At 31.2% G+C, this 12740-nt stretch carries 10 protein-coding genes; 3 read left to right on the top strand and 7 right to left on the bottom strand.

From position 1 onward, the window contains the following. Positions 1 to 884, bottom strand: an 884-nt coding sequence (locus tag LGK95_RS08665; RefSeq protein ID WP_264174509.1) for a cohesin domain-containing protein, incomplete at its 3' end; no start/stop codon positions are given. Between the two features lie 59 nt (positions 885 to 943). Further along, positions 944 to 2083: a VgrG-related protein gene (locus tag LGK95_RS08660; RefSeq protein ID WP_226124144.1), complete on the bottom strand. Its 1140-nt coding sequence runs from the start codon at positions 2081 to 2083 to the stop codon at positions 944 to 946. Positions 2084 to 2450: 367 nt separating this feature from the next. On the opposite strand from LGK95_RS08660, the gene LGK95_RS08655 reads away from it, so the two are divergent. Further along, a complete protein-coding gene (locus LGK95_RS08655) occupies positions 2451 to 3503 on the top strand; it encodes a cohesin domain-containing protein (RefSeq protein WP_226124142.1) in 1053 nt (350 codons plus the stop codon). A 233-nt stretch (positions 3504 to 3736) separates the two neighbouring features. Then, positions 3737 to 5356, top strand: coding sequence for a hypothetical protein (locus LGK95_RS08650; protein ID WP_226124140.1), 1620 nt, complete (start codon positions 3737 to 3739; stop codon positions 5354 to 5356). Between the two features lie 157 nt (positions 5357 to 5513). Here the strand turns inward: LGK95_RS08650 and LGK95_RS08645 are convergent, their stop codons facing one another. The 3 genes from LGK95_RS08645 to LGK95_RS08635 all read right to left on the bottom strand — a co-directional run bounded on the left by LGK95_RS08645 (position 5514) and on the right by LGK95_RS08635 (position 8825). Next, positions 5514 to 6269, bottom strand: a complete 756-nt coding sequence (locus tag LGK95_RS08645; RefSeq protein ID WP_226124137.1) for a YdcF family protein — start codon at positions 6267 to 6269, stop codon at positions 5514 to 5516. A 221-nt stretch (positions 6270 to 6490) separates the two neighbouring features. Next, entirely contained in the window at positions 6491 to 7729 is a 1239-nt protein-coding gene (locus tag LGK95_RS08640; RefSeq protein WP_226124136.1) for an NBR1-Ig-like domain-containing protein, read from the bottom strand. 100 nt (positions 7730 to 7829) lie between these two features. Next, positions 7830 to 8825 (bottom strand): VgrG-related protein, encoded by a 996-nt coding sequence (locus tag LGK95_RS08635; protein ID WP_226124134.1) that lies wholly within the window; start codon positions 8823 to 8825, stop codon positions 7830 to 7832. 417 nt (positions 8826 to 9242) lie between these two features. Between LGK95_RS08635 and LGK95_RS08630 the strand changes: the two genes are divergently transcribed. Continuing rightward, entirely contained in the window at positions 9243 to 10811 is a 1569-nt protein-coding gene (locus tag LGK95_RS08630; protein ID WP_319001911.1) for a S8 family serine peptidase, read from the top strand. A 150-nt stretch (positions 10812 to 10961) separates the two neighbouring features. Here the strand turns inward: LGK95_RS08630 and LGK95_RS08625 are convergent, their stop codons facing one another. Both LGK95_RS08625 and LGK95_RS08620 read right to left on the bottom strand, forming a co-directional pair. After that, a complete protein-coding gene (locus LGK95_RS08625; protein ID WP_226124133.1) occupies positions 10962 to 11825 on the bottom strand; it encodes an SDR family NAD(P)-dependent oxidoreductase in 864 nt (287 codons plus the stop codon). 25 nt (positions 11826 to 11850) lie between these two features. Further along, the gene (locus tag LGK95_RS08620) at positions 11851 to 12645 is read right to left on the bottom strand and encodes an acetoacetate decarboxylase family protein (RefSeq protein ID WP_226124131.1); all 795 of its coding nucleotides are present in this window, start codon (positions 12643 to 12645) and stop codon (positions 11851 to 11853) included. Between the last annotated feature and the right edge of the window lie 95 nt (positions 12646 to 12740).

Genomic DNA, 12740 nt, shown 5'->3' with positions numbered 1-12740 from the left:
GGTTTAATAAACTTTGTACCAAACCAACCTACACCTTCTTGTGCCATTTGCCAATCAGATATATATGTTCCTTCGGTTGGAGGTGCCTTCATAGCAAAGGTGAAAGTCTTATTCTGTCCCGGTAAAATGTTATCAGTAGAAGACAAAGCAAGTCTATAATTGTAGAATGGATCATTTGTACCTAAAAAAGCAAACTTATATTTTTTTGCCGCGGTCCAAGTTTCAGAACCTGTGTTTTTAACGGATATACTAACGTTGTATGTTTTACCAGGTATCATTGAAGCAGGGACGGTATGGCTAGTAATTAGTGAATCCCTTAGAATAGCTGTATTAATGATCACACTCTTATCTTCATAAGTAACTCCAGAAATTTTCCCACCAGTAGTAGCATCTGCTAATTTAACACACATATTTAGCCCGTTTGTTCCGAGTTGTGATGAATCACTAGTCGTCTTTAAACTAACGGTTCCAAGCTTAAGAGCCTTAGCCTTTATAACGAATAATTTACCAGTTCCGTTAAAGCCGGCTACATCACCTTGCAAAGCTAAACCAATACTTACAGTTCCAGTAGTATTTGGCATAGTCGATTTTACTAAAGGATTGTATGTTTTTCCGGAATTCTTAAACACATCTCCTTCAGTAATATCTAGTATTTGTAACATGCTCGCATCGTATTTAAAATCTACGGATGCCCCATAAAGATCACTTATGTTTTCGCAATTTACATAAATATTAAAGGTATCTCCGACTTTTATGGAAGTATTGTCTACAGAATAATAAATTCTGGGTACAGTTGTAGCACTTACTTTCATGCTACCCAAGATAAGTATAAAGGTTAATAATAAAAATGAGATCATAAAATAGCTAGTTTTTTTGAATTTCAAGTAATTTCCCCCCTAAAATGTTATATGTAATATATATAGTATATCGTTGATTTTTGCTATTAATGAAGTGAATTATACATATATATTACATCATTATATTCAGATGTAGCTCGAGTGATAAGAATATTTTTAATTGTATCATCAGTTATACTTTCAGCATGTTCAATTTTTAGATCGTATATTTTTGTAATTAGCTCATCTTCTTGTAAGGTAAGCCCTGCTTCACGGAAAATGTCAACTGCACCGAAAGTAGTAGTTCCATTACCTTGGACTCCATATTGCACTGCTGTAGACCAAAGAACTTCTTTTAAAGCAAAACTTTTAGTGCTTATATCAAAACTATTGTTTATTTTTAATATTGATACTGCAGTGTCATAATACTCTATCTTTACAAATTTACGTTGAAACTCAAAAAACTCGTTAAAATTATCTGTTGCTATAGCTTTCCATGCTAAGTCAAAATTGGTGTTAAATTTATTGCCATCAGCGATTTTAGCATTATTAAGTTTATTATAAAAATCTATTCCATCAGAGTTTGTTTTAAGCCAGGTTATAAAATTATCTAATGCACCTACACTCGATGAAAGCTGATATTGACCATAAGATTTACCACCTACATCACCAGCATTGTTTGATATAGTACCAGGGTCTCTTACGCTTATTGGATTATTATTTGCATCAGATATAGTAGACTCATTTTTTGATGAAATAAACCCTAGATAACTGTTAAAACAATTGTCTCTAAGTGGTACAGTATATAATGCATATGCATAACCAATTCTTAATGTACCATTATCATTATACCTAACCTTATACCATTCACCTAGGTCATCAAGAATGTTAAAACGTTCAAATTGATATAGTTTAGTTACTATATTAGAAGTATTGTCTTGATTAGGAGTTGATCTTAAATTTATGTACTCACCAGTAACTATTCCTAGACCATAAGAGGTCTTATCAAATGATTTAGAGACCTTTGTCAAATCATAAATATCTACTATTGAATCTTTGTTTAAATCATAGAGTGTATAATTTGTATTATATTTGCTAGCAATAAGAGATAAATCAAGTATGTTCACAATGCCGTCTTTATTAAGGTCTTCATCTAAATAGACCTCTTTAGCGAAAGTTTGTGATGAGTTAGAAATTAATATGTAAAATAGTATAGAAAAGGCAGTAGCTTTGAATATGTGCTTCATCTTATATCCTCCAATTTGTTAGAAATATTTAACGCTATATTAAAATAATGGAATAAAGTGTACAAGCTAATTATACACAAGTACTAATATAATATCCAATCAAATATGTGCTCAATCCTTGAACTATGCACCTTCATAGAGGTAGTTTTTAATGGTACAGGTACAATGTTATATAAGTAAAGTTTATTGTGAATTTTGTTTATAATTATGGTATAGTTTACATATATTATAACGTTGTATTAAAATGTCTAATAATAAATTAAAACCTTAGAAAGGTTGTTCTATTTCAGAATATAAAAGATTATTATGCAATTATATTAGCAGTGTTCTAATTTAAATATGGTAGAGGGGAAAGGTATTTGTTATTATGAAAAAATTATTGTCTTGCTTTTTATGCTTTATATTATTTATGTATGGAGGAACAGCTATTGCAGCAGGATCAACGACGCTAATTACAGATGTAAAAGGGAAAATAGAAACAGGACAAGCTATACAGATATTAATAAATGTAGCTAATATCGATAGCTTTTATGCGGGTGCAGCTTCTATAAAATATGATCCTAAAGTTTTGGAAATTATAAGTTTTGAGAAAGGTGACTTAATTACTAAGAAAGGGACAAATGTCTTTGATGTGGGTAATAAAATAGATAATACAAATGGGATAGCAAGTTTTGGAGGATTTACATGTATTGGCCAAACTAATGGTTTTTCAGGCTCAGGAACTTTTCTTAAAATAAATGCAAAAGTACTGAAGAAAGATAGCTTTCACATAAAAAGTGTACCACTTTCAACTAGTCCAAATGACGTTGATAATCTGAAAATACAGCTTTGTGATAAAGATATTAAATTAGTTAATTATGAATTTAAAGGATATGAATTTAAAGTTAGCAGCAATGGAAAAGCTGAAGTAATAAAGCAAGAAAGTACGGAGGCGAATTCTTCGAATAATAATAGCAACACAAAAGCTAGTGTTAATTCCACGGTAAACAAGGGGAATGAAACTAAAACTAAGCAGGGAAGTAATGTGGTAAATACGGACACAAATAGTAATGCAAGTGATAGTACCAATACTAGTACTGACCCTTTAGTTAATAATGACAGTGTAAGTAAGCAGGGAAGTAATGTGGTAAATCCAAATACAAATAGTACTACAAAAACTAATAGCAATACTAATTCTCCAGTTATCAAGGAAAATGGTATAAATAAAAGCAATTTGGAAATTAATATACAAAAGAAAAAATCAGTTATTAATGATGCCGGTATTACTAGTAAAACTAAACCTGCTTTTTCTGGAAATTATGAGAGTACAACTGAAACTGAAAAGAAATCTGGGTGGCGAAAGGGTGTACTAATTGGTGCTACGATTGCATTGGTCTTAATAGCTGCAGGTGGAACATACTTTTACAGAAAGAAACATTAATAACTTATTGATGATAAAGAAATAAGATTTCACAAAAGTATAACTAAAAATATTAAAATATGTTTTTCTTAAAAAGAAATCGCTTATATTAGCGATTTCTTTTTAATTATTATACATATAAAAATTAATCTATGTATTCAGAAGTCATACTTTTGAACGATTATAGAGAGTGTACATATATATAATATGTAACAATTTTTTAATAATAAATTGAAACATAGAGGGGTGATAGAATGGATCAAGTAAAAAGAATCAATAATTTATTTAAGTTCGCATTTAGAGTGATATCCATAATATTTTGCGCAAGTTTAATCTACGCAAATTTTTTTAACTGCCATAAGCTTGTTTTTGCAGAAACTGTGGATACAAAAATTGATTTAAATAACGATGGCAAAGCAGAAATAGTAAAATTTAATCAAGGTGTTATCAGTATTTCTTTAGATAATGGAAAGGTGATTTTTACAAAAGATGAAGACAAGAATGTTTACAGACATATAGCTTTTATTAAGGATAAAAAAATTGGGGATACAAAGATATTAATTCAAAGTAAGACAAAGGATACTTCGGGTACATTATCATATTCAATTTATAAAATGGATGGAAGTCAATTAAAAGAAATTGTTCATAAGGAAGACATTTACAAAGGAGTTATAAAGGTGCAAAACAGTACAGATATTGTAGAGGATGTGCCTGTTTATTCTAACGGTAATTCTAATGCTGTTCCAACATTTACAGTTAAGAATTATTTTACTCTTCAAGATAATAAACTTGTTCTTATAAAGACAGAAAAACTTAGTTATGCTTCTAGCAATTCTAATATAAATTCTTCTGTGTATTATAAAAACCCTACTCATGCTGAGATAGAAAAAATATTAGAAGATGTAGCTTATGAAAAGGGAATACCCGCTGAAATATTTAAGGCAATCGCTTGGCAGGAAACCAAAGGAGCAGATAAGGATAATAATTATATTACAAATTGGAGGCAGTTTTCGAATGGTCAGCCATTAATAGGATATGACCACATAGGAATAGGTATAATGCAGGTTTCAGATTATGACCCTAATGATACAGCCTATATTAATCGACTTAAATATGATATAGAGTTTAATATAAGGCAAGGTGCTGAAATCCTTCTTGTCAAATGGGCACTTCAGAATTCTTCTCCAACCTGGAAGACTCCAAAGGTTGGGGATGCGTCGCCAGTTTATTTAGAGCATTGGTATTATGCAATATGGGCATATAATGGTTATGCCTCAATAAATAATCCAGCAACTAACCACGCTAAGGCTTATCAAACAATTGTTATAGGACATGTCAATAATGTTTTTAATACGCCTATGCTAGATTTATATGTATACAAACCAAGTCTATTTGTAGCAGGAGTTTACCCAAGGACCGATATAGAAGAAATAAGTGGTAAACATGCAGGAGATTTTAGAATAAAAGATAAAAGTTATAAATATATAACAACAACTAACCTAACTATAAGAGATATCAATAATAATACAACTGGTAGTTTTAATAAAAATGATGTTGTGACTATAAAAGCTTATCCTGTGACAAAAGCTTCCTATGTAAGATATTACGTTGAAGGTTATGGAAAAAGTGGCTATGTGGTTGGAAATTGGATAAGACCAATTGGAGATGCAAATAAAGACAGAGTAGTGGATATATATGACTTTGTAAAACAATCTAAAAATATTAATTCACAAGGAACTGTTGTCAATGATGCTAACAGAATTTCCACTGAATCTTCCGATGTTAATATGGACGGGGTTGTTGATATAAGAGATATTGCGCTTGCAGCTGTAAATTACAACTTTTCTATGTATAGAAATAATATAACTAATTAATATATTTTTCTATGATACTATCCTAAGAAATTTAAATATAAAACAATAAATTCTAATATATAAAATATTATGGTAAATGTGTAATAAAAAGCAACAAAAACTTTAATAGTTTATGTTGCTTTTTATCTTTTAAAGAATGAATAAAAGTAGTATTTATCTACTTCTTTACTAATAATTGAATTATCCCTAAATACTCATGAAGAGCTATAGATGAATAATTAAAACTCGAACTTGATGGTACAAAAGAATTAAAGGTTACAGATAGCGTTTTATTTGTAGTATAATCAGCAGGATAAATTTGAAAATTCTTTATCTCAGATTTGTTAAAATTAATTACTGCTCGCGGCATATGGAAAGCTGAGGTTATCAATATAGGTTTGGTATATTGATATTTTGTTAAAAGAACTTCAGTGAATTTAGCATTTTCAGCAGTGTTAAGACTTTTATTTTCAATAATTACAGAATTATCACTTATTAATAGATCTAATAGCTGACGTTTGGCAATTTCAGCTTCATTTCCAGAAGAATTAAAAACCTTACCACCTGAGAAAATTATTGGGAGCCCAGTTTTTGTATGTATACGTGCAGCAGTTAACAATCGATTGCTTGCAGAACCGGAAAGATTACCACTACCATTATAATCAGGGGAAGTTAAGGTAGCTCCACCACCTAATACTATAATAACATCACCATTTAGTTTATCAGGTGGTTGATATTTGTATTCTAATGAATGCATTAATAAGTCTGAGGTAAGCGGTATTGATAATATATAAAAAGCAATAAATATAGTGACAATAAGTTTAGGTAATCTTTTGCTCATTCTGTAGTACAAAACAATATATACTAATAAAGCGATAATCAAGCAGCCTGGGGGTAAAATTAGATTAGCAATTGTTTTAAGGACATATAACATTAATATTTCTCCCTTCTATAATTAGTTTACTCTTTTTGTACGCTAATATTATTATACTATAGAAGTTAAGTGAGAATTAATTAATTTCCAATAATTCCTTTATTTTTTAGGATTTCATATAGGTAATGGCTCTTCCTTTGGAACAATAGTATCATACCAAAAAGTAAAAGATAGCATAGGTATAATACCTATGCTACCTACATTACCTTTTATTTATTTGTTTATTTAACAATAATACGTTTAACTGTGGTTGGTCCAAACCAAACAATTCTTTCTACATACATCCGCCAATCAGAAGTATATGTTCCTTTGGTTGAAGGAGCTATCATAGAAAAACTAAAAGTTTTATTTTGACCAGGTAGAATCTTATCGTTAGGAGAAAGAACGAGTTTATATTTATTAAATGGATCACTATAACCTACAGGAGCAAGTTTATATTGTTTTGCAGCTGTCCAAGTGTCAGAACCAGTGTTTTTAACTACAATTTGAACATTATACTTTCTACTATGGACCATTGTGGTAGGTATATTGTTGCTAACAATTAAAGAAGCTCTAGGTGGATTTGCTACAACAACATGTCTAGATAGAATTTTTCCAAACCAAACGATACCTTCTTGATACATTTGCCAATCAGTAGTATATGTTCCTTGAGTTAAAGGTGCCTTCATTGTATAAGTAAAGGTTTTGGTTTGGCCCGGTTTAATGTTATCGGTAGGCGATAAAACTAGTTTATATTTAGTGAATGGGTCACTATAACCAACAGGAGCGAGTTTATAATTTTTTGCGGCTGTCCAGGTTTCAGATCCAATGTTTTTAACTACAATTCTAACGTGATAGGTTTGACCCGGTAACATTGTAGCCGGAAAATTATAGCTAACTATTTCAGAGTTAATCTTAGTAACTTTATTAATAGCAAAGCTAGAGTTTGTATATGCAACACCGGTGATTTTAGCATTAGTAGTACTATTTACTAATTTGACACACATATTTAGGCCACTAGTTGTAAGCTTAGATGAGTCATTCGTAGTTTGTAAGTTAACTGTTCCAGTTTTAAGGGCAGTAGCTTTTATGACAAAGAGTACGCCATTCCCTGTAAAACCGGCTATATCACCCTGAAGTGAAAGTGCTATACTTGCAGTTCCAGTAGTGTCTGGTAATGTTGACTTTATTACAGTATTGTAAGCTTTACCCGATCTAGAAAACACGTCGCCACTCGTAATGTCCAATATTTTAAGCAGTGAAAGATCATATTTAAAATCTACAGATGCTCCATAAAGGTCACTTATGTTTTGAGCATTCACATAAATGTTAAAAGTTTGTCCGATCTTTATGTTAGTATTATTTACCGAATAGGAAATGCTACTTAAAGCCTCTGCGTTTGTTTTTGTGCTACTTGAGATAAACATACATGTTAGTAGTAAAAATGATATCAGAAAATAATTTATTCTTTTAAGTTTCAAAGAATATCTCCCCCTAATTTAGTCTTTATTAGAGTTATCGTTGATTATTGATATTAATGAAGTAAATTATACAAATTTAGCATAAAAAAAAGAAATCGCTTTAATTAGCGATTTCATTATAACTATTATACATAGATAGCAGATCATCTTTTTCAGATAAAGAACGATTTATAAGAACATCACTATTTTTATTTTTAGCATGTTCAATCTTTACATCGTATATTCTTGTAAGCAGTTCTTTTTCGTCTTTATTAAGACCAGCCTCAAAGAATATATCAACTGCACCTTTGGTAATTCCATTTCCTTTAATTCCATATTGCACAGATGTAGACCAGAGAGCTTCTTTTAATGCTAAACTTTTAGTGCTTATATCATAATTATATTTATCTTTTAACATTGTTGCTGCAACATCATAATATTTTGTTTTTATAAATTTATGTTGAAGTTCAAAAAACTCGCTCCTGTTATTAGTCGCTATTTGCTTCCATTCATTATCAAAGTTTGTGCTATAACTGTTGCCATCAGCAGCCTTAGCATTATTAAGTTTATCATAAAAGTCTGTTCCGTCAGAATGCGTTTTCAAATAGTTCAAGAAAACATCTAAGGTACCTCTATTCGATGAGAGTTGATATAATCCATATGATTTACCACCTGCATCGGAAGCATTGTCAGATACTGTTCCTGGGTTACGAATACTAGTTAATACATTGTCAGTATATACAGTAGACTCATAAACAGACGAAATAAACCCCAGATAACTATCTGACGAATCATCCTTAATTGGCATAGTAAATAATGCATACACATAACCAACTTTTAGAGTACCATTATCATTATACTTAATCTTATACCATTCTCCTAAGTCATCAACTATAAGAAAATGATCTGATTTGTTTAAAACAGATAATTTATTAGTATCATCCTTCATGTCTGGAGTTGATCTTAAATTTATAGAATCCCTTCTTGCTATCCCGAGGCCATAAGAAGTGCTGTCCAGAGAAGCCGTAGATAAATCTTCAGCGAAAGTTTGCGGAGAGCCACTAATTAATATGTAAAATAGTGTTGCAAAAGCTATAGTTTTAAATATGTTTTTCATTTTAATCCTCCAATATGTTTTGAATTATGTAACTCTAATTTAGAGCAGTACAATAAGACTTATGTGTATAAGTATACATAAGTATAACGAAATATCAATAATTTTAGCAAAACTTGGCTTTAATAATGGAATAATTTATAGAATGTTCAATATTTGATATCAGTATTAAACAATAAAATTGTAGGGGCATCTTAACAAATTATGAAATTAAATTGATGTCTATTTGGAGGATGAAATAATAAAATAATATGCCTATAAAAGATGATTTCTGTATTCAGAAGTCATATTATTGGACGATAATTATAGAGTATGAAGACATAATCCCTAGATTTAGATTTATAATCCTAGTAAGACTTACAATTTTTCTACGTAAATAATTTAGTTTAGTAGTTTATAATTAATATTTTGGAGGTACTTATGAAAAAAGAGACTATAAGCAGGTTACTAACAATTATATTTATGCTCAGTATATATGGATATAGGGTACAAGCCGTAACTAATAATACTATGAGTAATAATATTAAAAATGATAAATCTGGTACAAAAGCAAAGATAATGAGCAATTATAAAAAAAATAAGGCGAAGAAAAACTTTAAGGAAGGCGAAATTTTAGTAAAAATCAAATCAAGCACTAGCAATTCTTCTGTGGAGTCTGTGGAGTCTGTTGATTCTGTAAAGAAAAAGTATAGCATGAAAGTTAAAAAACAATTAAAGAAGCAACTAGAGGTAGTTAAATTTGATAATAAAAAATATTCAGTGGATGAGGTGCTGTTAAATCTAAATAACAATTCGAATGTTGAATATGCAGAACCTAATTATATCAGCAAGTTATCGAGTTCACCTTCGATGGAACCAGATTTTAGTAAAATGTGGGGACTAAATAACACTACAACAAAGGGGATAGACATTAATGTAGAAAATGCTTGGAAGACTACAACTGGTAATCCAAAAATAGTTGTTTGCATAATTGACACTGGCATAGATTATAATCATAAAGATTTGAAAAGTAATGTTTGGACTAATACTAAAGAGATAGTTGGTAATGGAATAGATGATGATAAGGATGGATATATAGATGACTACAATGGATGGGATTTTGCAGATGGTACTAATAATTCAATAGACAATCATAGTCATGGAACTCATGTTAGTGGAATAATTGCAGCATCATCTAACGGTATTGGAACAGTAGGTGTTGCACCAACTGTTAAAATTATGCCGTTAAAAGCAGCTAATGATCAAGGCGATTTATATACAAGTGATGTAATTAGTGCGTTGCAATATGGCACTAGTCATGGAGTAAAACTATTTAATTGTTCCTTCGGAGGTGAAGACTTCTCACGAGCAGAATATGATGCAATTAAAAACTCAAATGCTTTATTCGTATGTGCAGCAGGGAATGGTGATGCTAATGGATATGGAATAAACAATGACAATGCTATTAAAAATTATCCAGCAAGTTTTGATTTACCTAACATAATTTCAGTAGCATCAGTGAAATCAGATGGTACATTATCAACTTTTTCTAATTATGGGACTAGTTCAGTGGACATTGCAGCACCAGGAAGTAATATTTATAGTACAGTGCCAGGTGGATATGGGTATAGAAGTGGGACGTCTATGGCAACTCCTCATGTTACTGGAGCAGCGGCGCTTGTAATGAGTACAAATATGAATTTAACACCAATCAATGTAAAAAATAGCATTATGAAAAGTAATAATAAGTTACCAGAATTAGGTGAAAAAATAGCTACAGGGGCAATTGTAGATGCCTATGGCGCCATGTTTATAGCAAGTCCTTCTATTGTATTTAGCATTACTGATGTTGATAAGAATGGAATAACAGACACTAATGATTTAGCATTAGTTGGGTCAGCTTATAATTCACGTACAGGGGAGTCGAAGTATAAAGATATTCTAGACATCAATAATGATGGAATAATAGATGTTTATGATTTAGTTCGTGTGTCAAAAGTTATGAAATAAATAACATTGATGAAAATAATAAATGGAATGAATTACATTAAAATTTGATTAAATAAGTTGAAAATAGAACTATAAAACTTGGCGAAAGCCAGGAAGAAAACTACTTAGATGCATAGCGATGCATTTAAGTAGTTTTTTAATCTTTTAAAATTATTTAATGCCTTTTATTACAGTCATTGATGGACTTCCACCTTCAAACACATTCTTTACTCTTAGACCTATAAGTGGATTTAATTCTGAATGTGTTAGGATATAAAATTTTTCTTCCTCAATTGCCTCGAATATAGTTAATCCAATTGTGTCAATTGGCATCCCACCTTTGATAACCTTATGTTTTTGTTGTTCTTCTTTTTTATACAAGTCACTTTGATAATAAGGCTGGCTCATATCATTTGCGTATTTCTTTGGTCTGTGTTTCTCACAGTTATCAAGGTCTGTTTGAATAAATCCAGGGCAGAACACTGACATTTTTATTTTGTCCGTTTCGCACTGAAGATCTAAATAAGTAGACTCAGAAAGACCAACTGATGCAAATTTTGAAGTATGGTATGCGGACATTCCATTTAAACTCAAAAGTCCAGCTACAGAAGAAGTATTAACAATATGGCATTCAGTATCCTGTTTTAACATTATTGGAATGAAAACTTTTTGACCATGGATAACACCCCATACATTAGCTTTCATAATCCATTCCCAGTCGTTCATTGATAATAACCAAGCTGGCCCTGCAACTACAACTCCTGCATTGTTAAACAATAGATCTACATGTTGAAATTTTTCAAGAGCCTCCTTAGCAAGCATCTCCATGTCTTCATATTTCATTACATCCATTTCAACAGCTAGTACCTCAGCGCCTTCTTCTTTAAGTTGTCTTTCTGCTCTTTTTAAGTCTGGTCCATCAATATCTGCTATAACTATCTTAATCCCTCTTCTTGCACATTCCTGAGCTACTGCAAAGCCTATTCCATTTGCAGCCCCTGTAATAACGGCTACCTTGTCTTTAAAATCTTTCATAATAAATTCTCCTTTTTATACTGTTTTATAGAGTCTCCTCCCACCAATCCCATTTTGAATTGGAATAAGGTATAAATGCCATTGGATCTACTTCTGCCAGAACGCTGCCTCTTAAAAGTACTGAAGTTCCTACAGTGTAAGTACAACCTAACATTTTTACAACTTCTAATTCTGCCCAGGGGTCATGTGGTGAGTCCTTCAGATTCATCTCAAATTCTCCATTTTCAAGCACTTTGTTATCCATGGTAGCACCTTGTTCTATAAGTCGTGGGTTTAAGTCGAAGCCATTACCATCTGGTGACTTAGAATACTTGAAGTTGAATATAGGTAATCCTTTCCCATAATTATCAGTAAGTATTTTCTGCCCGTCTTCAGCATTAAATTTTCCATTAAGCTTTGCATTTATATTAAAAAAGTTTATTCCATGTCGAGATACACTTCCGTAAACACTGTCCCCATCCCTCGAAAGTTCAATTTCTGCCATCTTCTTTGGAAAACCATAGATTTCTCTGCCAAGTCCCATAGCCATGCCATCACTTATAGGCATTGAAAGACAATAGGTTCCGAGTTTGCCATTAAAATCTGCTAATATAAATAAAGCTGCTTCCTTGTATGCAGGGCAAAAATTGGTTCTAGGATAATTAGCTACAAATGCACTTACCAAAGGTCTTTTAGCAGGCTTTAAAGGTGGTGGAAGTATACGTGCGATAATCTCAGGTTTTGTTTCCCAATAAGTCGTAAGCATCTGCGCATCGTAAAAAGTTGTAGGTTGACTACTATATTTTTTTATATCACTTGGATTTTTTATAAAACTATTCATTAACAGTACCTCCATGTATTTTATATTTTGTAGTTATTTATTATTTCTGCTGCAACATTCCCATAAATAACTAACATCAATATAACATATCAAAA

Origin of the sequence: Clostridium algoriphilum (assembly GCF_020443705.1) — a bacterium.
In the GTDB taxonomy this organism is placed as follows: domain Bacteria; phylum Bacillota; class Clostridia; order Clostridiales; family Clostridiaceae; genus Clostridium_AD; species Clostridium_AD algoriphilum.
Note: the sequence above shows the minus strand (reverse complement) of the source record. Positions and strands in the feature narration are given on the sequence as shown.

Excerpts from the sequence above, each read along its gene's own strand:
- LGK95_RS08660 (WP_226124144.1), bottom strand. The coding sequence starts at position 2,083 with ATGAAGCACATATTCAAAGCTACTGCCTTTTCTATACTATTTTACATA.
- LGK95_RS08655 (WP_226124142.1), top strand. The coding sequence starts at position 2,451 with ATGAAAAAATTATTGTCTTGCTTTTTATGCTTTATATTATTTATGTAT.
- LGK95_RS08650 (WP_226124140.1), top strand. The coding sequence starts at position 3,737 with ATGGATCAAGTAAAAAGAATCAATAATTTATTTAAGTTCGCATTTAGA.
- LGK95_RS08645 (WP_226124137.1), bottom strand. The coding sequence starts at position 6,269 with ATGTTATATGTCCTTAAAACAATTGCTAATCTAATTTTACCCCCAGGC.
- LGK95_RS08635 (WP_226124134.1), bottom strand. The coding sequence starts at position 8,825 with ATGAAAAACATATTTAAAACTATAGCTTTTGCAACACTATTTTACATA.
- LGK95_RS08630 (WP_319001911.1), top strand. The coding sequence starts at position 9,243 with ATGAAAAAAGAGACTATAAGCAGGTTACTAACAATTATATTTATGCTC.
- LGK95_RS08625 (WP_226124133.1), bottom strand. The coding sequence starts at position 11,825 with ATGAAAGATTTTAAAGACAAGGTAGCCGTTATTACAGGGGCTGCAAAT.
- LGK95_RS08620 (WP_226124131.1), bottom strand. The coding sequence starts at position 12,645 with ATGAATAGTTTTATAAAAAATCCAAGTGATATAAAAAAATATAGTAGT.